Source organism: Natrinema gelatinilyticum, assembly GCF_024266705.1.
Taxonomy (GTDB): domain Archaea; phylum Halobacteriota; class Halobacteria; order Halobacteriales; family Natrialbaceae; genus Natrinema; species Natrinema gelatinilyticum.
In genome coordinates this window covers 2,942,583-2,963,812 of sequence record NZ_CP100756.1, presented here as the reverse complement: position 1 = coordinate 2,963,812, position 21,230 = coordinate 2,942,583, and the positions used below count along the sequence as shown (strand labels likewise).

General features: G+C 61.5%; 19 protein-coding genes and 2 pseudogenes. 10 read left to right on the top strand and 11 right to left on the bottom strand.

All coding sequences use genetic code 11. The annotated features are described in order from the left end of the window. The first annotated feature begins 48 nt into the window (after positions 1-48). The 3 genes from NJU76_RS14510 (at position 49) to NJU76_RS14500 (ending at position 1,741) form a co-directional block, all read left to right on the top strand. The gene (locus NJU76_RS14510; protein ID WP_092928986.1) at positions 49-273 is read left to right on the top strand and encodes a DUF7123 family protein; all 225 of its coding nucleotides are present in this window, start codon (positions 49-51) and stop codon (positions 271-273) included. 126 nt (positions 274-399) lie between these two features. After that, the gene (locus NJU76_RS14505; protein WP_254529890.1) at positions 400-834 is read left to right on the top strand and encodes an SRPBCC family protein; all 435 of its coding nucleotides are present in this window, start codon (positions 400-402) and stop codon (positions 832-834) included. Between the two features lie 58 nt (positions 835-892). Then, positions 893-1,741 (top strand): carbon-nitrogen family hydrolase, encoded by an 849-nt coding sequence (locus NJU76_RS14500; protein WP_254529888.1) that lies wholly within the window; start codon positions 893-895, stop codon positions 1,739-1,741. Positions 1,742-2,196: 455 nt separating this feature from the next. On the opposite strand, the gene glmU is transcribed toward NJU76_RS14500, so the two are convergent. The 4 genes from glmU to NJU76_RS14480 all read right to left on the bottom strand — a co-directional run bounded on the left by glmU (position 2,197) and on the right by NJU76_RS14480 (position 6,801). Beyond that, positions 2,197-3,387: a bifunctional sugar-1-phosphate nucleotidylyltransferase/acetyltransferase gene (gene glmU / locus NJU76_RS14495; RefSeq protein ID WP_254529886.1), complete on the bottom strand. Its 1,191-nt coding sequence runs from the start codon at positions 3,385-3,387 to the stop codon at positions 2,197-2,199. Positions 3,388-3,668: 281 nt separating this feature from the next. Next, a complete protein-coding gene (locus NJU76_RS14490) occupies positions 3,669-5,201 on the bottom strand; it encodes an aldehyde dehydrogenase family protein (RefSeq protein ID WP_254529884.1) in 1,533 nt (510 codons plus the stop codon). Positions 5,202-5,555: 354 nt separating this feature from the next. Continuing rightward, on the bottom strand, positions 5,556-5,909 hold the full coding sequence (locus tag NJU76_RS14485) for a hypothetical protein (protein WP_254529882.1): 354 nt from the start codon (positions 5,907-5,909) through the stop codon (positions 5,556-5,558). Between the two features lie 82 nt (positions 5,910-5,991). Further along, positions 5,992-6,801: an RIO1 family regulatory kinase/ATPase domain-containing protein gene (locus tag NJU76_RS14480; protein WP_254529880.1), complete on the bottom strand. Its 810-nt coding sequence runs from the start codon at positions 6,799-6,801 to the stop codon at positions 5,992-5,994. A gap of 181 nt (positions 6,802-6,982) precedes the next feature. On the opposite strand from NJU76_RS14480, the gene NJU76_RS14475 reads away from it, so the two are divergent. Then, positions 6,983-8,116 (top strand): DUF7544 domain-containing protein, encoded by a 1,134-nt coding sequence (locus tag NJU76_RS14475; protein ID WP_254529878.1) that lies wholly within the window; start codon positions 6,983-6,985, stop codon positions 8,114-8,116. Positions 8,117-8,179: 63 nt separating this feature from the next. Continuing rightward, positions 8,180-9,322, top strand: a complete 1,143-nt coding sequence (locus NJU76_RS14470; RefSeq protein ID WP_254529876.1) for an acyl-CoA dehydrogenase family protein — start codon at positions 8,180-8,182, stop codon at positions 9,320-9,322. 156 nt (positions 9,323-9,478) lie between these two features. Here the strand turns inward: NJU76_RS14470 and NJU76_RS14465 are convergent, their stop codons facing one another. The 4 genes and pseudogenes from NJU76_RS14465 to NJU76_RS14450 form a co-directional block, all read right to left on the bottom strand. Then, positions 9,479-10,144: a DUF6517 family protein gene (locus NJU76_RS14465; RefSeq protein WP_254529874.1), complete on the bottom strand. Its 666-nt coding sequence runs from the start codon at positions 10,142-10,144 to the stop codon at positions 9,479-9,481. Between the two features lie 126 nt (positions 10,145-10,270). Next, the gene (locus tag NJU76_RS14460; protein ID WP_254529872.1) at positions 10,271-11,527 is read right to left on the bottom strand and encodes a Glu/Leu/Phe/Val family dehydrogenase; all 1,257 of its coding nucleotides are present in this window, start codon (positions 11,525-11,527) and stop codon (positions 10,271-10,273) included. A 392-nt stretch (positions 11,528-11,919) separates the two neighbouring features. Further along, on the bottom strand, positions 11,920-13,269 hold the full coding sequence (locus tag NJU76_RS14455; RefSeq protein WP_254529870.1) for an erythromycin esterase family protein: 1,350 nt from the start codon (positions 13,267-13,269) through the stop codon (positions 11,920-11,922). 399 nt (positions 13,270-13,668) lie between these two features. Then, positions 13,669-14,284 (bottom strand): annotated as a pseudogene (locus NJU76_RS14450) (ISH3 family transposase); the annotation flags it as partial. Positions 14,285-14,584: 300 nt separating this feature from the next. Here NJU76_RS14450 and NJU76_RS14445 point away from each other — a divergent pair. Together NJU76_RS14445 and NJU76_RS14440 are read left to right on the top strand one after the other, a co-directional pair. Continuing rightward, complete coding sequence (locus NJU76_RS14445; protein ID WP_254529868.1) at positions 14,585-15,469, top strand: IS1595 family transposase; 885 nt, start codon at positions 14,585-14,587, stop codon at positions 15,467-15,469. A gap of 255 nt (positions 15,470-15,724) precedes the next feature. Then, positions 15,725-15,931 (top strand): hypothetical protein, encoded by a 207-nt coding sequence (locus NJU76_RS14440; protein ID WP_254529866.1) that lies wholly within the window; start codon positions 15,725-15,727, stop codon positions 15,929-15,931. A 419-nt stretch (positions 15,932-16,350) separates the two neighbouring features. Here the strand turns inward: NJU76_RS14440 and NJU76_RS27070 are convergent. Next, positions 16,351-16,491, bottom strand: a pseudogene (locus tag NJU76_RS27070) (phage NrS-1 polymerase family protein); the annotation flags it as partial. Between the two features lie 49 nt (positions 16,492-16,540). On the opposite strand from NJU76_RS27070, the gene NJU76_RS14435 reads away from it, so the two are divergent. From NJU76_RS14435 to NJU76_RS14425, 3 genes are read left to right on the top strand one after another with little or no spacing between them, the layout of a single operon-like run. Further along, positions 16,541-17,008, top strand: a complete 468-nt coding sequence (locus tag NJU76_RS14435) for a MaoC family dehydratase (protein ID WP_254529864.1) — start codon at positions 16,541-16,543, stop codon at positions 17,006-17,008. A 7-nt stretch (positions 17,009-17,015) separates the two neighbouring features. Next, complete coding sequence (locus NJU76_RS14430) at positions 17,016-17,708, top strand: PH domain-containing protein (protein WP_254529862.1); 693 nt, start codon at positions 17,016-17,018, stop codon at positions 17,706-17,708. Beyond that, positions 17,686-18,318 carry a PH domain-containing protein gene (locus NJU76_RS14425; RefSeq protein WP_254529860.1) on the top strand — a complete coding sequence of 211 codons (633 nt, stop codon included), beginning with the start codon at positions 17,686-17,688 and terminating at the stop codon, positions 18,316-18,318. Before NJU76_RS14430 ends, NJU76_RS14425 begins: the two co-directional genes overlap by 23 nt. Positions 18,319-18,361: 43 nt before the next feature. On the opposite strand, the gene NJU76_RS14420 is transcribed toward NJU76_RS14425, so the two are convergent. Next, positions 18,362-18,712 carry a DUF5658 family protein gene (locus NJU76_RS14420; protein WP_254529858.1) on the bottom strand — a complete coding sequence of 117 codons (351 nt, stop codon included), beginning with the start codon at positions 18,710-18,712 and terminating at the stop codon, positions 18,362-18,364. Positions 18,713-18,967: 255 nt separating this feature from the next. Beyond that, positions 18,968-20,770, bottom strand: coding sequence for an acyl-CoA carboxylase subunit beta (locus NJU76_RS14415; RefSeq protein WP_254529856.1), 1,803 nt, complete (start codon positions 20,768-20,770; stop codon positions 18,968-18,970). Positions 20,771-21,230: the final 460 nt, after the last annotated feature.

The window sequence follows — 21,230 nt, the reverse complement described above, 5'->3', positions numbered from 1 at the left end:
AGGCCGTTAAAAGTTAAGAGCGCTGACCACCTAGGGGAGGTACGGACGATGAACGACTACTCCGATGAAGAACGGCGAATCATCTCGTATCTCCGCGAGAGCGCCGCCCGTGGCGAGCAATACTTCCGCGCGAAGAACATCGCGGACGCGATCGGCCTCTCGTCGAAACAGGTCGGCGCACGGCTGCCACACCTCGCGGAGAAGACGGACGAAGTCGACATCGAGAAATGGGGACGTGCCCGATCGACGACCTGGCGAGTCACGATCAGCTAACGCCGGCCAGTCTGGCCCGGCCGAAGTGAGACCGTGTTCCTGTCCGGGGTCCCGGTCGCTACCGCTCGTGTCGATGACGACCGCCGGTCCACGGACTTTTTATCCACGAATCGCACAGATACTGCCATGACTGTCCGCGTCGACCGGTCGTTCGAAGTTTCGGCGTCGCCGGATCGAGTCTGGGAGTTCATCGCCGACCCGGCGAACAGAGCCCAGGCCATAAGCGTCGTCGAGAAGTATTCCGTAACCGATCAGAACGGGCGGCGCGTCGCATGGGACGTCAAACTTCCCATCCCACTCGTTCGGAAAACGATTCGCGTAGACACTGAGGACGTCACGCGCACGCCGCCAGAGTACGTCAAATTCGTCGGCAAATCGAAAGTGATGCAGGTCACCGGCGAACACGAGATCACCGACACGGACGGCGGTACTCGACTCGAGAACCGATTCGTCGTCGACGGCAAACTGCCGGGCGTCGAGAAGTTCTTCAAACGGAACCTGGACTCGGAACTCGAGAATCTCCGCCACGCGCTCGAGCGCGACCTGCAGCGGACACAGTAACGATGATTCTGCCACGGACACAGTAACGATAATGAGGAGGGGCGGCCACGGTCGGAATATGAGTACCGAAACGGACGTCGACGGCGCCGATACCGGCGACTCCCTTACGATCGCGCTGGCACAACTCCACGTCGACGCCGGCGAGGTCGATGCCAACGTCGATCGGGCGCTCGCGACGGTGTCGCGGGCCGCCGACCGCGGCGCCGATCTGGTCGCGCTCCCGGAACTATTCAACGTGGGGTACTTCGCGTTCGACCGCTACGCGCGCAATGCAGAGCCGCTCGGTGGAGAAACGTTTACGCGGCTCCGGGACGCCGCGGCTGACCACGGAATCGCCGTCCTCGCGGGCAGTATCGTCGAGGATCTGGCGGCCACGGAGTCCGTCGAAACGCCGGCAGCGGGCGGGCTTTCGAACACCGCGGCGCTGTTCGACGCGGACGGAGAACGTAGGCTCGTCTACCGGAAGCATCATCTGTTCGGCTACGATTCTGCGGAATCCGATCTTCTCGTTCCCGGCGAGATGCTCGAGACGGCGACGATCGGTGGCATGACCGTCGGCGTGACCACCTGTTACGACCTTCGGTTCCCGGAACTCTACCGGCGGCTCGTCGATGCCGGCGTCGAGTTGATTCTCGTTCCGAGCGCGTGGCCCTATCCTCGCATCGAACACTGGCAGACGCTCTCGCGGGCCAGAGCAATCGAAAATCAGGCGTACGTCGCGACGATCAACGGGTCCGGTGAATTCGAGGAGGCCACGCTCCTCGGACGCTCGAGCGTCTACGACCCGTGGGGCATCTCGCTGGCCTCGAGCGGCGACGAACCGGCACTTATCACGGCCGAGATCGATCCTCGAACGGTCGCCGATGTCCGCGACGAATTCCCCGCCCTTCGGGACCGTCGGTTCTAAGCGATTCCGACCGTCGGTGGCTCCGAATTCGAGCCCGTCCTGACCAGTTCGTCTCCTCGCGCCGACCGCTGACTTTTTGGTTGACCACCTCATTGCATCGCATGCCGGGATAGACGCTTTTCACGTCAGAACCGGCACCACGCGTCGCTCCGGCCCGTCGACGCTCGGTTCCCGGGACCGAGCGAACACGCCCACAGCAGCCTCCTCGCCTCATCTCACCTTTCGTCGCGCCACGACGTACACTCGAGTCAGCACGGTCAACACGGGGTGTCCGTACGGCGTTCGTCCATTTTCGCCACGAAACTGTGGCTGGGCAGCGTGATGGAATCAGAACGGGGATAGAACGAAACCGCGCACCCGTTCGAGACGGAAGCAATCCGACCGACTACCGTTCGATCGGCCAGACGGACAGCGACCGGACCGAAAGCGGTACGAAGAGACTGTCTATCGGTCGGTCACCGGTCTCGCCCGACCGTTTCGCCGGGCCGCGTCGTCGAGCCGGGACCGAGTTTCAGCCCCGGTGTCAGACTCGAGTTGATCCCCGTTTTGACCTCGTCGCCCGTGATGACGCCGAGCTTTCGACGGCCGGTCGGGATCCGGTCGCCCTTGACGGTGAATTTGATGTCGTCGTCGTCGTGGCGAAGGTTCGCCACGGTCGTCCCCGCGCCGAGGTTGACGTTCCGGCCAAGGACGCTATCGCCGACGTACGAAAGGTGACTGACCGACGTCCCGCGCGAGACAACGCTGTTTTTGATTTCGACGGCGTGGCCAATCTCCGCGTCTGGGCCGATCACCGTCGCCCCGCGAACGTAGGCGTTCGGCCCCACGGTCGCCCCCTCGCGGATGAGTGCCGGACCCTCGATCACGACGCCGGAGCGCACCGTTGCGCCCGGTTCGACGACGACGCCCCCCTCAAGCCTGGCGTCTCCGCTGACCTCGCCGTCGATTCGCCGGTCGAGTTCGCCAAGTTTCCACTCGTTGGCTTCGAGTAACTCCCAGGGTCGGCCGACGTCAAGCCACCGTTCGAGGGCGACAGGGGTGACAGTGTACTCGTCGATTACCTGCGTGACGACGTCGGTGATCTCGCGCTCGCCGCGCTCGCTTTCGGGCACCTCGAGCCACTCGCGCGCTTCGGCGGGGAACGCATACGCCCCGGCGTTGGCGAGGTTCGTCGGCGGATCGTTGGGCTTCTCGACGATTTCGGTCACCCGGCCGTCCGTCCCCATGTCGGTGCTGAGAACGCCGTAATTGCTCGGTTCGTCGACCTCGATCGCACAGATAGCTGGGCACGCGTCGAACAATCGGTCGATCGCAGCCGGATCGTAGAGATTGTCGCCGTTCAGGACAGCAAACGATCCCTCGAGAAAGTCACGTGCGGCGTTGACGGCGTCGGCCGTCCCCGCTTGTTCCTCCTGAACGGCATACGAGACGGGAGTTCCCCGGTACACGTCGCCGAAGTAGCCTCGAACAGCCTTGGCTTCGTATCCGATCACCAGAACGATCTCTTCGGCGCCCGCGTCGACTGCCGCGTCGACGGTGTGGGCCGCGAGCGGTCGGTCGGCGACCGGCAGCATCGGTTTCGGAACCGATTCTGATAACGGTCGCATCCGTGTCCCCTGTCCCGCTGCGAGAACGACTGCCTTCATGCTGGGTATTCCTTCGACGAATCGTCGGATAAGCGATTCGTTCGGTCGGCGTTAATCCGTCTCCACTGGATCAGTTTCGAAACCTGGACCGTCGCTGATCTCGCACGTGTCCGGCGACCCACGTTCGTTTTCGGCAGCCGACTGCCGGATCCGATGGCGGACGAGAAGGGTGACCGCCCCGGTTCGGCCCCGACGGACTACGTCAGAGGTGGACGTTCCTCCCGCTGCTCCGACGGACCAGGTCGGCAGCGGGCGCGATGGATCAATCCGTCCAGAGCCGGTCAGTCCTCCGAGGTTTTGATGTCGGCCGATAGCCCCTGTGCCATCTCGATATCCTCCGAGTTGTTCATCGTCCAGGCGGTGCGCTCGGTAACGGCTTCGATGGCCTCTCGAGCGCTGGGGTAGCCGTTTCCGGATTTTTTGACGCCGCCGAAAGGGAGTTGGACCTCTGCGCCGATACACGGCAGGTTCGCGTACGCGAGCCCCACCTCGGCGTGGTCCCGGAAATAGTTGATCTGCCGATAGTCCTCCGAGATGATCGCGCCAGCCAGCCCGTAGGGTGTGTCGTTGTGGATGTCGACTGCGTCTTCGATATCGCCCGAATACTCGAGTAACGCGACGTGCGGACCGAAACACTCCTCGTTCAGGCAGCGCAGATCCGGTTCGTAGTTGATTTCGTAGACGAACGGGCCGACCCAGTGGCCACCGTCGGACCCGTCTGGAATCTCTGCTGGTGGGAGTTCGAACCGGTCGACCAGCACGGTCGCACCTTCCTCTCGGGCGAGCTCGTTGTAGTGGCGGATTTTTTCGACGTGGTCGGCCTCGATGGCCGGGCCCATGAAGGTGTCTTCGTCGAGCGGGTCACCGACAGCGACGTCGCTGGCGACGTCGACGAACCGTTCCGTGAACTCGTCGTAAACGTCCTCGTGGACGATCAGACGCTCGCTCGAAACGCAGCGCTGGCCGGTCGTTTTGAACGACGACATAATCGCCGAGTGGACGGCGGTATCCATGTCGGCGTGTTCCGTGATGATGATCCCGTTTTTGCCGCCCATCTCGCAGGCCGCGAGTTTGCCGGGTTCGCCTCCGACCTTGCCGGCAATTTCGTGGCCGACCGCCGCGGAGCCGGTAAAGAGGACGGTGTTCACGCGTTCGTCGTCGGTGATGGCCGCACCCGCGTCGCCGAAGCCCTGCACCAGATTGAAGACGCCTGCCGGAACGCCAGCGTCGTCCATCATCTCGGCGATGATCTGCCCGCACAACGGGGTCTGTTCGGCGGGTTTCCAGACGACTGTGTTGCCCTCGACGAGCGCGATCGCCATGTGCCAGAACGGGATCGCAACCGGGAAGTTCCACGGGGTGATACAGCCGACGACACCTCGCGGTTTGCGTCGCATGAAGGAATCCTTGCCCGCGACCTCCGACGGAACGATATCGCCGTGAGGGTGGCGCGCGTTGCCGGCCGCCCACTCGACCATGTGCCAGGCTTCGGTCACGTCGGCTTTCCCTTCCGAAATCTCCTTTCCACACTCCCTCGAGACGATCTCGCCGAGTTCCTCGTGGCGATCTCGAAGCTCGTGGTAGATGTCCCAGAGATATTCTGCACGGTCGATGTACGAGAGGTCGCGCCACTGCTCGAAGGCCGATTCCGCGGCATCGAGAGCGGCATCGACGTCGGCCTCGGTCCCCCGCTGGAAGGTCGCCAGTGCCTCCCCAGTGGCGGGATTCTCGCTCTCGAAAGTGTTCCCACTGCCGTCTGTCCATTCGCCGCCGATGTAGTGACCGTGTACCTGTTCGGTGAGTTGCTGACTCATACTAGAGCAGATGACGGGTACGGTGAAAATCCTAATGGTGGTTCACGTCAGGCGAGACGTGTGTGGTATTCCTGGCCCGAACTGAACCCGTTCGTTCGCTCAGACCGTGTCGATTGACCGTTCGTTCGACATCCGTCAGATCACTGTTCGGACCACTTCGACCGGTCGACGGTTGTAGGTGTGGCGGTCGAGTCCGTCGACTCGGTTACCGGTCTTCGGGTTCCCCACGTTCCTCGGTGACGGTCCGACCACCCTCCGGCGGGGCGTCCTCCATATCCGGGTGTCGCTCGTCGCCGGTCTCCGTCATCCCTTCCGTCGAGGGCTCGAGACTCTCCCTGTCCAGCCCTCCTCGCTCTAGGCCGGGTCGTCGGGCGCGCCGGGTTGCGTCCCGAGCGTTCGCTGCTCATCGCTGACGGGCCGATCCGCGGTCGTTTCGTCGCGCTCGATGACGGGGTCCGCTCCGTGGTCATTCGGGCCGTCCACGAGACGGATCGCATCGTCGGTGATCTCGGACACCGCGCGTTTTTCGATCGGAACGATTCCCTCGTCGGCGTAGGCCTCGAGGAACGGGACGGTCGCGCTTGCCGCGTCCTTGTTCACATCGACGTGTGCCATCTCTGCTTCGGTCATCCTGACGGAGCCGATCGGTTCACCGCGTTCGGTTTCGACCTGCTTGCCGACGTCCCCGGCGGTGAATGTCGAGCACATACCCGGTCGTCGCGCCAGTCCGCGAAAACCGATGGTGCCTGCAGTGGCCTGTCGGTTTCGGGATTCGAATCAGACGCCCCGGTCACCGGTCGCTCAGATCAGCCGCCTTCTCGAGTTCGCTACGAAGCGTCGTCGAGTCGAACTCGTGGTCGGGTCGGAGACGAACGAAGTCGAGAAACTCGCGTGCGGAAAGGAGGGTCGCTGGATCGTAGGCCGTCGCGGCTGCATTGACGGCGTTTCGAGGACCGATTCGTGGCTCGAGGATGGCTAGTGCGCACGCGAGATCGTAGGCGGTCGTCTCGTCGACTCGGTCGGCGTGGACGCTCGTGGCGTCGATGAAGTAGAATTCGTCGTCATACAGGAGAACGTTCTCCGCTCGCAGGTCGCCGTGGGCGAGTCCGTGTTTGTGAAGATTCGTGAGCATTTCGAACAGTTCCGGTGCACGATCCGAGACGATCTCGTCGGAGACCTCGTCGAGCGACTCGAATGCAGGGAGATACTCGAGAACGAGGACGCCGAGTCCGTTGACCTCGAACGCATCGATCGGCTGGGGCGCATTGACGCCGATCTCTCGCATTCGTTCGGTGGCTTCGTATTCGTGTTCGACCATCTCGAGGGGTGTATCGAACCGATCGAAAAAGCCCTCGGTGCCCGAGGAAAACGCGCCGACGTTTCGCCCGGTCGTCAAGACGGCGTGGACCAGTGCATTTTGCCGGGAAACGATTTTGACGAACCACCGGTCGTCGATGACGCAGGGCGTCGAAAGCCAGTTATCCGCATCGAGGAACTCCACGCGGACCTCCTCGCGGTCGTAGCGATCCGCCAGCGTGCGGATCACACGCTCGATGCGGCTCCACTCGACGGTCCCACGTGCGAGCCGGCGGATGTCCATACGTTCCAATCAGGGCCGGCGGCGTTAAATGCGTCCCGAAGCATTACAATCAGAACATATCAATACTGAACGAATATGTGTGCGTCGATTATCAATTGTCGGGTGAACCAACGTGTCCGGTTATACGTCACCGTTCGATGAAACAGTACTACTATCACGCAAAACATGCTACTGAACGAATATGAAAGCGATCGATAACTTGAGTGATGCTATCGACGTGACGCGGGATTTCTTGACGCCGATCAGTGTAGGACAATGGCTCAGGCTCGCCGTCATCGTCCTGTTCGTAGCCTCGTTTGGCGTCGGCGGACCGGCGTTTTCGGGAGGGAACGCCGGAACCGTTACGACTGACCCGATGGAGCAAGGTGGTGCATTACCGGTGGTCGAGGGGGAGATCCCCACGTCGGAGCTCCTGTTCTGGGGACTCGCTTTTCTCGCGGTCGGGCTCGTGATCTGGCTCGCGTACGGATTTGTCGCCGCAGTCATGACGTTCGTCTTTCTCGAGTCGCTTCGGACGTCCGACGTCCACATCAGACAGTACTTCAGAGCCCATCTCAGTCGGGGTCTCCGGCTGTTCCTGTTTCGGATCGGACTCACGCTCCCGACTGTGATCCTCTTAGTCGGACCCATTCTGGCAATCGTCTTCCTGGCGATGGGAGGGCAGGGGGCGCTCACTTTCGGCTCGATTCTGGTATTCCTCCCGTACGCGATCGTGATCGGGCTCCTCTACGGTATTCTGATGCAGTTTACGTCCATATTCGTCGCGCCCGTCATGATGATCGAAGATCGGGGCGTCCTCGCCGCTTGGCGGCGGTTCTGGACGACGTTGCGAGCAAACTGGGCCGAGTACGGCGTCTTCGTGCTGTTGATCTGGATCCTGCGACTCGTGGCCGGGGTCGCCGCTTGGTTCGTCGTCAGTATCGTCGGTCTGATCCTCGCGATTCCGTTCGTCGTCAGTATCGTGATTCTGGTGTTCGTGTTAGGTCCGATCGGTGGCATCCTTTCGATTCCCGTCGGTTTACTCGGGGTCGCGCTCGGACTACTCCTGATCGGAGTGGTCTGGGCGCCTCTCGTCACCTATTTCGAGTACTACGCACTGTTGCTCCTCGGCGATACGGATGCCGATCTCGACCTGATTCCAGACCAGCGCGCGGCGGCCCGTGCAGAGTCGGCGAACTGGCGTACCCGGCCGGACGAGACGGGTCCATCTGACCGTAACTCGATCGACGAATCCGACGACTCGAGCGGGTGGATAGACGAACCCGACGAGACCGACGAAGCTGACGGTTCTGATGAGGAGGGGAGCTGGCGATAGCTGTACACGGCGTCGGTCGTGTATCGGCAGTGAGCTTATTTCGGACGCTATCGAGTATCAGGTATGGCCGTCGATCTACCCGACGAACATCGGATGATTCGGGAGACAGTCAGGGACTTCTGTGAGACTGAAATCGAGCCGATCGCCCAGGAGATAGAGGACGAACATCGGTTCCCCGCGGAGATTTTCGAACAACTCGCCGATCTCGACGTGATGGGCGTCCCCATCGCGGAGGAATACGGCGGCCTCGGCGGTGACACGCTCATGTACGCAGTCGTCGCCGAGGAGATCGGTCGGGTCTCGGGGGCGATCGGTCTCTCGTACGTCGCACACACCTCGCTCGCGTCGAAACCGATCGAACTGTTCGGCACGGAGTCCCAGAAAGAGCGGTGGCTGCGGCCGCTCGCAGAGGGTGACTACGTCGGCGGGTGGGCACTGACCGAACCCGGGAGCGGGTCGGACGCGTCCGATATGGATACCCACGCGACGAAGGAGGGTGACGAGTGGATCCTCGACGGAACCAAGCAGTTCATTACGAACGCCTCCGAGGCGGGATCGGTCCTCGTCAAGGCCGTGACTGATCCCGATGCGAGGTACGGCGGCATCTCGACGTTTATCGTCGATCCGCGCGCGGACGACGGCTTCGAGGTAACCACCGTCTGGGAGAAAATGGGGCTCAACGCCTCACCGACCTGTGAAATTTCGCTCGAGAGCGTGCGCTTGCCCGAGGACCGGCTGCTCGGCGACGACGGCGACGGCTGGACCCAGACCAGAAAGACGCTCGACGGCGGACGCATCTCGATCGCCGCGCTTTCGACGGGGCTCGCACAGGGGGCCTACGAACACGCGAAGACCTACAGTCAGGAGCGCGAACAGTTCGGCCAGCCCATCTGCGAGTTCGATGCCGTTCGTGACACGATCGTCGATATGTATCGCAAGACGGAACGAGCACGACTACTCACTCGGCAGGCCGCCAGGAAATACGATGCAGGCGACCCCGTGACCAGAGACTCCGCGCTGGCGAAACTCGACGCCAGCGAGGCCGCCCGCGAGGTCGCCGAGGACGCCGTTCAGGTACTCGGCGGGTACGGCTACACGACCGATTTCGCCCCACAGCGGTTCTATCGGGACGCGAAACTCATGGAAATCGGTGAAGGAACGAGCGAGATTCAGCACCTGGTCATCGGTCGAGAACTCGGTCTCTGATCGGTCTCGAGTCATCGTCGTCGAAAACGCGAAAAACGGACGTGGCGGAAGTCGCTGGACGCGCGTTCAGCCGAAATTGCCGTCGTCACTTTCGTTGCCGTCCGTATCGTTCGTGCGTCCCGAGTCCCCCGCTTTTGAACCCGCTGTCGCCTGTGGTTACCCGTCGCTCGAGGCGCTGCTGTCGACCTCGGTCGTCACCGCTTCGGTGAGGGCGGTCACGTTCGGCTCCTCCTGACTCCGGAGTTGCTGGGGATAGACGCCGATCGTTACGAGCAGGTCGTCGCCGGCGTCGACGGCTTTGGTGATGAGGAAATCGACCGTGACGCTTTGGCCGTTGAATTTCGCGTCCGCCGTGAACCGCGACTGCGTCGTCGATTCGTCGAGGATCGTAATCTCGGCGTCCGCTTGATGTTGTATGTTGTCAATTCCGCTGTAGTTATTCTCGACCAGCCCGATCAATTCTTTCGTCGACATGTCCTTGACCGGATTCAGCTGCTGTCCGAGGAGTGAGACCTTCGGACTTGTCAGAACGTTGAAAACAGCCCCGCGTTGTCGACCGAGGAGAGGTATCTCGACGGCCTTCTCGTGCTTGGTCATGTGATTCCCGACCGATACCGTCCCGGTGAGACCACCGCCCGGAACGTCCCTCTCGACGTTGATTTTCTTCACATTGGTCTGTTCGTATCCCGTCTCGTCACGAGTGCTGGCCTCGGCGCCCGCCGGCGAGGACTTGTGTTCGGCCATCCCGACCAGTCCCAGACAGCCCGAGAGGCCTGCGAGACCGGCGGCCCCCAGACCCGCCAGGGCGTTTCGTCGATTCATCTCTATACATATGACGATTCAAATCATAAGTGTCTGTTGGGATCGAGAAGGCCTGTCGATCGAGACGTCCCTCCCTCCTTCGGGTGGGAATCCGAACGTCGCTTCGGAAGGGGATTAGCTCCTAGATCAGGGCCAGCTACCGGCTTCCGCGAAGGCGTCGGCGACCCGCTGGATCGCGACGACGTAGGCCGCGGTCCGGGGGTTGTCGAGGTCGTGTTCCTCGTAGGTCTCGACGAGTGCGTCGAAGGCATCGACGATGAGCGTCTCGAGTTCCTCGTTGACGCGCTCTTCAGACCAGTAGAAGCGCTGGCGGTTCTGGACCCACTCGAAGTACGAGACGGTAACGCCGCCGGCGTTCGCGAGGATGTCGGGGATGACGAAGACGTCCTTCCCCTCGAGTACCTCGTCGGCCCTCGGAGTTAGCGGACCGTTCGCGGCTTCGGAAATGACGTCTGCTTCGACATCTTCGGCGAGGTCTGCGTCGACTGCGTTCTCGAGTGCGGCGGGGATCAGCAGGTCGACGTCCAGGGTGAGGACGTCCTCGTTGGTGATCTCTTCTTCGCTCCCTGCGTACCCGACGACGCTGCCGGTCTCGTTCTTGTGGTCTTTCGCCGCGACCGGATCGAATCCGTTGGGGTTGTAGATGCCGCCACTCGAGTCGCTGGCCGCGACGACGGTCGCGCCCATCTCGTCGATCAGGTTCGCTGCGATCCAGCCGGCGTTGCCGTAGCCCTGGACGGCGACCGTCGCGCCCTCAAGCTCCTTGCCGAGGTAATCGAATGCTTCGCGCGCGGCGAGGACGGTTGAGCGGCCGGTCGCTTCGACGCGACCCTCGCTGCCACCCGAGTCGAGCGCCTTACCCGTGATAACGCCTGGCTCGGTCGTGTTCTCGAGCGTTTCGTACGTATCTTTGATCCAGTTCATCTCCCGCTGACCCGTGTTCACGTCGGGCGCGGGAACGTCGCGGTCCTCGCCAATCATCGGTCGGAGCTCTCGAGCGAACGCACGGGTGAGCCGTTCGAGTTCCGCTTCGGAGAACTCGTCGGGGTCGATGATGATGCCGCCCTTTCCGCCGCCGAGTGGGATGTCCACGATCGCGGTCTTGTAGGTCATCCAACCGGAAAGCGCCTTGACTTCGTCGCGCGACACCTGCGGGTGGTAGCGGATTCCGCCCTTGTACGGCCCACGGTCGCCGTTGAACTGCGACCGGAACGCTTTGAATCGCTCCAGTTCACCGTCGTCGCGTTCGATCGTGAGGTTCGTCTCGAGGACTCGCTCGGGGTGTTTGAGTCGCTCGATCACGTCGTCGCCAACGTCGAGGTATGTCGCTGCCTCGTCGATTTGCGACTGTAGGCTTTCGAATGGGTTTGCGTCGTCAGACATTGTACATTGCTTCCGAGGAAACCGAAATAAACGTGACGAATGCCCCTCATAGTCCATTAGTTACAATATTAGGTATCTCAATATGATTATATACTGGAATGGTATCGACCGTAACTCGATCGTTTGGTCGATCGTCGTTCCCAGAGCAGTTCTACTCGCTTCCGATGATATAGCTGTTGGCTCATTGATAGAGATTCGTGTACCGACATATACGCCACGAGTGAAGATCGATTCGAGTCCGTCCATACCACCCGGATCAGAAACGACACGGGTGAGTTGGACGTTACATGTCAGGCAGCTAACTAGGGTGTCGCACCGCGTCGACGTCGCTCGGTCACCGGCGCCGCCCGTAACCGCGGGTGCACGCAACGGGACCGCCGTGCACGAGCAGGTTACACGCCCCAGGGATACGTCTCCGGCGGCCGTTCGCCGCCTTGGATATTGAACGGATGGAGCGCGGTCGTTTCGTCAACGTGGACGAACGCATCGTACCGGTCCGGCAGCACCGTCTGCACGTAGTTACTGCCCTCGTAATTCGGATCGTAAACCACTCCGATCGCGCGGTGGCCGCGAGGGTCTGCAAGAGGACCTCGCTCCGACTCGTCAGCCGTGGCGTACCCGCGAGCGAACTCGAGGAGGACGTCCTCGCGGTCGAGCCGATGGAAGACGTCCTCAACGCTGCCCGCTCTGGCTTCGGGGACCCGCATCCGTTCCATCTCCGCACCCCATTCGGTGCCGGCGATGACGGTGCCACGATGGGACCCGAAGCCGACGATGGCGACGTCCGAGTCGTCGTCACAGACCTCTTCTCGAGCGAGTTGCCCGAGGTTGAGTTGTCCGCGATCGTGCATCGACGTCGCGCGGGCATCGCCGACGTGCGTGTTGTGCGCCCAGACGATCCCCTGTCCGTCGTGGAACTCGAGCAGCCGCTCTAATGTTCTGCTCATATGCCGATCTCGCACGTTCCACGAGTCGGCCCCGCCACGGGCCATCGCGCGGTAGAACGATTCGGCGTTTTTCGCGACGAGGGCGTTCTGCTCGGCCGCGAAGAACGCGAGCGGATCGTCCCCGTCGTGGTCGGCGTGGAATTCGGCAACATCCTCTCGGAGTGTCTGCAAGACGTCGATCACCTCGTCCTCACAATCTTCCGGAATCAGTCGGATCGATCGGGCGTACTCGCTGGCGTCCGCCCCGTACGGTTCGAAGCAGTGGTAGGCGTCTCTGGCGCGGTCGGCCAACTCGGGATCGAGATCCTCGAGGGCGTCGATCACGGCGGCCATCGATTCGTAGAGGCCGTAGACGTCGAGACCGTAGAACCCCATCCTGTCGCCGATGGCCCGGCCCGCATTGTATTTTGCGAGCCAGTCGAGGAACTCGGCGACCTCCCAGTTGGCCCACATCCACGTCGGCCAGCGCTCGAAGCCGTCGAGGATGTCGCTCGCCGCAGTCGCGTCAGCCCGACCGGTGACGTACTCTGTTACGTCGTAGCAGTCCGTCCAGTCCCCTTCGACCGCCACGAACGCGAAATCGTGATCCTCGAGCAAACGGGCCGTCAACCGCGCCCGCAGGCGGTAGTACTCGGACGTGCCGTGAGACGCCTCCCCCAGGAGGACCACGTCGGCGTCGGCGATGCTGTCCACGAGAGCGTCGAACCCGTCCTCGATCGACGTCGCGCGTTCAGCGATCGCCTCGACCACCCGAGACGGATTGGTATCGGTCGTTTCGAATCGGCGTGTGGTCACGTGATTCACCCGCACAGTCGTTCCCCGCGAATCGATTTCGAACTGATCCTTGCGAGCGTCGGTCGCGTTCGCGGATAAATCGCCGACGAACGCCACATTGATTGACCAAAAATGGGGCAACCAAACGGGAGAATCGAAACGCTGTGTAATCCGGAACCGCATCTCCGGACGAACGTGCTCGATCTGCTCTCGCTCGAGGATTCGACCTGTGATCAATTGATCACATCGAGAGGCTCACGATTTCCTCCAGTAGGCACTGAATCTACGTCTGTGATGTCAGGATAGCCTTCGGAACGATGGTGATAGTGAGTTCCGACGTCGGTCAGTCGCTGGCGGCGGCGGATCGCCGCCGACGCGACAATGTTGCTACTCACGACCGCTACCCCAACTTAGGGACAACTACCGGAAGAACCGGTCGAGTGGTTGGTTCGTTGGGACAGCTCTGCGCACACCGAGAGCTGCCCAAGCAGCACGAACCATCATCTCACAGAACCCCGTGAACGACCACTCCCAGAGGCGGCGCCCCCCTCGGCGGGGCGCCGCCACGTACATCCAGTGAAGGTACCCCCAGACGTTCTGGAGCAACAGACTCACCACGAACAACACCTGCCGAAGTCCAGTCTCCCGAGAACTGGTAAGAGCGAGGCTCTGCTTGGCTAATCGATAGCTCGACTCGATGCCGAAGCGCTTGCGATTGTATTCTCGTGCATCCTGTGGTGTGTCGATGAACGGCGCGTCAGCAGCGTAGCCGTGACGCGCCACCCCGTGCTCGTCGTATCGTCTTCGCTGGTAGACACAATCCATGAACACAGGGAATGTTACCCGCCCAGCGAGTTCGTGTTCGATCACGCGACTTCAGCCTCTGCTAAGTTCGTCTTGTATCGTCTCGCCCCACCTTAACGATTGGCATGATGTAGGCATAGTTGTGCGCGTACAGTAGTTCGAGACAGGTGCTATTGGTGAAGTACCTCGGGGACAAGCCCCGAGGCTTCACCGTTTTGTCCATGCCGTCCAAAAACGGACGGATGAACGCAGGCGAATGTAATTCCCCTCGACCTTCCCGTGATGGGTCGGCTGGAATTTACACCCGAACGCCCGGTGCGTCCGTGAGGGTCGGCGGCTCCACCCCGCCCGACAACACCCGTCGCACCACGCCGAAGGCGCGGGTTTTGAGAGGTGTCGCATTTCCTCGCAACTGCGCGCAGTTGCTTCGGATTAAGGTCTTCGCTCTTCCGTAGGTGATTGTTGATACTGCTGAGCTGTCGCTGCAAAGTCGAAGAGGACAAGGGCACCGCGTTAGCGGTGCCCGACACGGATGATTCCGCTAGATGTGTTTGGGTCGGAATCGGTCGCAGCGGACCTGCTCCAACAGGTTCGCTGGCGTGACGGTGTTACCTGTCCTCGCTGCCGTTCTGACCTCACGGTCAGAAACGGCAGCTATGGGCACTTTCAGCGGTATCTCTGTAAGGATTGCGACCGCACATTCAACGATAAGACGGGCACGATTTTTGCTCACTCGAAGATTGCGCTCCGCCGGTGGTTGTTCTCGATATACGCGTTTCTCCGGTTTAACACGAGTCTCCGGCAGTTACAGTGCGAAATCGAGGTGACACACAAGACGATCCACCGGCGCATCGAGCGCTTCGCCAGAGCGCTCGATGCGCCTTCCCTCGATCTCGTCGGGCCGGTTGAAATCGACGAAGTGTACGTATCTGCCGGGAAGAAAGGCCGCGAGCGCGACTCTTGGTCGCGCTCGCGTGGCCTCTCCACGCGTGGGCGCGGAACGTATGATGGCGACAAGCCACCCGTGTTCATCCTCGCTGATCGCGGGACGGGGCAGCGGTACGTGATCCCAGCGAAAGCCGCTGACGAATCGACGATTCGACTCCTCTTGGCCGACCGCCAAGAGGAGTCGCTGACCGTCTTTACTGACGGCTTTCGAGCGTACGACCCACTCGAAGAGGACGACGCATTCACTCGTGAATACGTCGTCCACGGTGTCGGTGAATACGCCGACGACGAGATCCACGTCAATACCTGCGAGAGCCACGCGTCGCTGACACGACAGTGGCTCTCGCCACATCGAGGTATCTCGAAATATAAGCTAACACAATATCTCAGAGCGTTCCAACCCCGCCGAGAATTATATCGAAAACCGGGACGAGACGCACTCAAACACGCTATCCAAGCAACTCTATGAAATCAACAACGGGCTACGCAAGAGCGAAGGTCTTTAATCCACGTCGCAACTGTGTTCCTCAATACGGTGGAATGGGCCATATAGCTTACGCGATTCACCCTCGGGGTCAAGCCCCGAGGCACTCTCGCTGTATTACTGTAGACGGCCTTGACCTGCGTGTCAAGCCGTCGAGGAGTTCAAGGAACTCATCAAGACGGTTGATTGCATATCTTCTCCAAGCAGACACTCATCCTAATCCGATGTGATCGACTGAGCATGAGCCAACACGGTGCAATCCCGAAGAACCCAGCGGACTGGCCGTCAACAAAAGACGAAGACGAGTGGTCAAGTTTCTGTGACCTGCAAACGATGGGCGACCGCAGCCACGAGTTTGAACGCCGCCCTGTCGAAGACCTCTTAGACGACGGCTATACGCCCTGCTCGCAGTGTTTCCCCAAGTTGAACGACAAACACGGCAGCTAGACGGCGACCTCGTGACGGCGTCTGAAGAACTACTTTCAGTGTCCGGCGGACGCTTTCACTCGGTCGCTCCGAAGCACGGGTATAGGCCGAGGCCAGCCACTCATTGACGAACTATAAGAGGAAATAGCAGCGGTGATAGAGGCGGAACAGCCCGAGAAGGACACCGAGCGCGTCGTCGGCATAGCGTTGCCGTCGTCGTCAGCGGCGTCTTCGACGCCCGCCATGTACTTACAGAATGCGCTCCGGTGGTCGTGATGCGGGCAGGTACACGCCATTTGCTCTTCGGTCACGCCGTCCAGCGTGACGACGTATCCACCAATAGTTTGTTCCGTTGCCGATGACTGTCCATCTTGAGCAGGTTCCTGTATAGTCGTCTGTCTTCGCTGGCCGGTTCGCTTCACACGTGACCCCGCGGTACCCGACGGATCATAGACATCGTCTGTGTTCGCGATTGCTCGTTCGACCGTCTTCTCGCCGTATATCGATCCATCCGCGTAATGGACCTCATCCCATTTGTCTCGAAGCAGTCCCGACTGTCGGAACAGTTGGTCGACTCGTGATTCTCCGGTAGGCGACGCGTTTTAGTGGTCGCTATGCGACCTCGAACGTATGACTGGACTGTACTTCGAGGAGTTCACAGTCGGAGAAACCATCGATCACGAGCGCCGGCGGACGATCTCCGAGAGCGACAACCAGCGGTTCTGTGATATGACGATGAATCAGCAACCGCTCCATCTCGATCGGGAGTTCGCGGGCGACACCCAGTTCGGCGAACGACTGGTCAACGGCCTCTATACGATGTCGCTGGCGGTCGGCGTCTCGATCCCAGAGCTGACCGACGGTACGATCGTCGCGAACCTCTCCTACGACAACGTCGAACACCCGGCCCCCGTCTTCCACGGCGATACGATTCGCGCCCGGTCGACGGTCACGGAAAAGCGCGAAACGAGCGACGGAGAACGCGGACTGGTCACCATGCACGTCGAAGCCTTCAATCAGCACGACGACCTCGTCTGTGAGTTCGATCGGACCGTCCTCTCGCTGAAACGCGAACGGGTCGAAGAGAGCGAGGTGTGATCCACAGATGACCGCGGACCCGGTCGACGCCGACGTCGACCTCGAGTGGCTGTCGCCGGACGCCGACGAGGAACTCGTCTGGGCCGCCAGTCCGGACCGACGAACGCTCGTTCCGGCGTTCGCGATCGGGATTCCGCTCTCGATCGTCCTGATCGGACTGGTCATCATAGCGGGGGAGTACCTCCGCGTGACGAACACCCACTACGTCGTGACGACCCGGGCGCTGTATAAGAAGACCGGCGTTCTCTCGCGTGACGTCAAGCGAATCGAACACGAGAAGGTCCAAGACATCTCCTACAGCCAGAGCGCGCTCGGAAACTACTTCGGTTACGGTACCGTCGAGGTCAGCACAGCGGGCGGCTCCGGCGTCGAAATGTCCTTCGCCGCGGTCACTGACCCGAAGGCCGTCCAGCGGTTGATCAGCGAGCGAATCGACCGGACTCGCGGCGAACCGGCGTCGGATCAGACGAGCGACGACGTTCTCGCGGCGATCCTCGAGGAATTGCGCGCGATCCGAGCCGCCGTCGAGGACGATGCGACCGCACGGCAGAACCGCCACGACAGCACCGACAGCCGCCCGCTCACTGAGGAGACGCGATCGGTCGGCAAGGGGTCGACCGATACCCGGTCGACGAGCCGTTCCGCCCGCGAACCCGGCGATCGGACACCTACCGAGTATGACGAGGACCAGTCGAACTGATCCCGGCTCGAAACCGGCGGCGAACGGTGGCAATCCGCCCACCGCTGGCGACTCGACTGCCGCGGATCTGACGTGGCTCCCGCGCGAGGAAGACGAACGGGTTCGCTGGCAGGGCAGGCCGCGAATTCAGACCGTGCTTCCGTGGGTCGCACTCGCCGTCATCGGAACGATTGGGATCCTGACCGGGGTCGTCCTCGAACTCCTGCCGGTACTCGCGGCCGTCGGGGTTCCGCTCGTCGGTGTGCCTGCGCTATGGCAGTACGCTCGCGTCTCCCGGGCGGCGTTCGTCGTCACGAACGCGGTCGCCGCGACCCGTCACGGCGTCTTCGGCCTGACCGTCCGGACCGTGTCGATAGAGCGCATTCAAAACACGACTGTCGAACAGCAACCGCTCGGTCGACTCGTCGGGTACGGGACCGTCACCCTCGAAACGGCGAGCGGCACCGAACTTTCGTTCTGGAACGTCGAGGAACCGACGCGGGTTCGGGAGCGACTCGAGGCCGAACGCGAGCGCCTGACCGGCACCGAGGTTCCAGGTTCACGCGATCAATGGGAGGCGGTCCTCGCCGAGGTTCGGGAGTGGCGACGTGTCCTGGAGCGAAACCCGTGACGGCCACCCGTCCTCGTGCCGGTTCGATTCTCACCGGTCCGACTCAGAGTACCGCGGATATCGTGTAGACGTTCAGGACCGCAGCGAGCAACCACGGAACCGCGAGTCCGGCTGGAACGATGGGGCGATACTGCCGCTCGAGGAGGAGACGACAGCCAAGCCCCACACCGATCGCGAACCCCTTCAGGGCCAGCATCCCGGCGATGCCGTAGCCCTCGATTGCTCCCCGGGCGGCCGGGTTCGATTCGGACAGTCCCAGGTGGAGTCCGACGAACGTCGTCGCGATGTCGGCGATCATCGCGAGAACCACGACCGCCCAGAGCAGTCGCTCTAGATCGACAGATGTGATGTCGCCGATCGGTCGGAGGCGCCACAGCGCGCCCTCGGAACTCATAGGCTCCCCACCGGGGTCGAACCGGAGCGTCGAGCCACCGGGAGCAACCACGAGTACAGGCACGCGGGGTATTGTTATGACAGGCGTAGGAGATGATACGACACCGTTAAATGGTGGTAATTACTCGACGGCGACATCAAACGCGGGGAGACCACCTGGTCTCGAGTCGCTTCGAACCCGACGGCGTCAGTCGGTTCGGGGATAGTAGTCGGTCGTCCGGGAGAACGCCACTGGCAGTGAGCAGTCCGCAGGCAGTTAGAGTACAGTGCCGTGTTTCTTCGACGGGAGCGATTTCTCGATGTCGGCGTAAAACTCGAACCGGGCGGCCAGTTCGTCGCGCAGCGAACTCGGCGGGACGAGTTCGTCGATGACGACTTCGCTCGCCATTCGGTGGACGTCGATATCCTCGCGGTACTCCTCCCTGAGTTCTCGCTCCATTCGCTCGCGTTCGTCGGGATCGTCGATCGCGCCGAGCTTTCGGGCGTAGACGGCGTTGATCGCCGCTTCTGGCCCCATAATCGCGATTTCACCCGGTGGAAGGCCGATGACACTCTCGGGATCGTATGCGGGACCGCCCATCGCGTAGATTCCCGCCCCGTAGGCTTTGCGGACGACGACCGTCTGTTTCGGAACCGTCGCCGAGGAGGTCGCGTAGATCATTTTCTTGCCCTGCTCCAATATTCCGTCCTTCTCGACCTGCGAACCGGCCATGAATCCCGGCGTATCACAGAGGTAGAGTAACGGAATGTTGAATGCGTCAGATTTCCAGATGAACTCCGCCGCTTTCTCGGCCGCGTCGGGGAAAATCGCACCAGCGCGCTGGGTCGGCTGGTTGGCGACGATGCCGACCGGACGCCCGTCGATCCGCGCGTAGGCGGTGACAATCTCCGTCCCGTAATCTGGTCGTAACTCGAGGAGTGACCCCTCGTCGATGAGTCGTTCGACGACGTCGAGCATATCGTATCCGCGGTTTGGTTCGTCCGGGATGATGCCGTCGATCTCGGTGGGGGAGTTTGCGGGCGGCTTCGATTCGCTCGTCGGCGGCTTTTCGTCGGCGTTGTCGGGCAGGTAGGTAATCAACTGCGCCACGAGTTCGCGTGCGTGTTCCTCGTCGGAGGCGACCAGATCAGCCGATCCAGATTCCCGTGCGTGGACCTGCGGTCCGCCGAGTTCCTGAAGGTCGATCTCCTCGCCGGTGACCATCCGCACCATTCGCGGGGAGGCGATTGCCATCGCGGACATCCCCTCAACCATGACGGTGAAATCGGCGAAGACGGGAGTGTACGCCGCGCCGGCGATACACGGCCCGTAAAGGACGCAGATCTGGGGAACCCGCCCGGAGAGCATCGAATGGTTGTAGTAGTACTTCCCGATCCCTTCACGATTCGCGAAAAAACCCGTCTGCTGGTCGATTCGGCCGCCGGAGGAATCCATCAGATAGAACACCGGTTTTCCCGTTTTCAGGGCGCGCTGTTGCATCCGGAGGAACTTTTCGACGCCCTTCGCGGCCATACTCCCCCGCTTGACGGTGTAGTCGTTGGCCATCACGTGAACGTCGCGTCCCTCGAACGTGGCTGCAGCCGTGATGAGGCCGTCCGCTGGGAGCCTATCGCCGTCGTCCGCCGACTCGGTGTCCGTACCGCGCGGATGCCACTCGTCGAACGCCGCGAACGTTCCGTCTTCGAAGTGCAGCGCGGTATCCGAATCAGAAAACCACAGCTCGAGTCGATCGCGAACGAAGAGCTTGCCTTCGTCGGCGAGTTGATCCTTGTACTTCTCTGGTCCGCCCGCGTGAATGTCGTCGATCTCCTCTCTGAGTCGCCGTTCCCTGTCCGTCGGCCCGAGTTCGATGTCGGCACCACCGTCGGCGGATTCGTCACCCGCGTTCGAATCGACGTCGACCCGCCTGTCCTGCTCGAGTGACGTGTCGTGAACTGCCGTCGGCTTCGTCTCCTGGCCAACGAACACCTCGACCGTCTCCCCGACGTGATTGGCGAGGGCGGCCGCAATCGCCGCAGCTTCCTCGTCGGCCGCACCAGCCGCGATACGAACTCGCATGCTCCTGTCTGTGTGGGGCGACCAAATACCGTTTTCCCTGGCGCTCGATCGTTCGAGCGGATTGGTTTCGGACCATCGATGATCGGAGAGACGTCCGAAGAGAGGAAAGACCGGATCGCGCCGCATCGATCGCCACTGATCGTCGAAGATCACCGCGATGGATGAGGTGGACGCGTTTTCGCGGTCGCGGCGCGCATCGATCGAGAGTGCATACTGCCTCCGTGGTCACCACCACGGAGACGAACTGTACTGAATGGCCGCGTGACACGAACGCTTGCGTTCAGTCGTACAGTCATTATATCAGGGATCGGAATCGGCGCCACGACAACCCATTCTCGAGCACCGAAGAGGTCAATTCTACTGATAGTAATGAGCGGGAGAAAAACGGCAGTTGCAGGCAGAATCCCTTTCGTCAATTTCGCCGTTCGTTTCCACGGTTACCGATCCTGTGTCCGTGAAC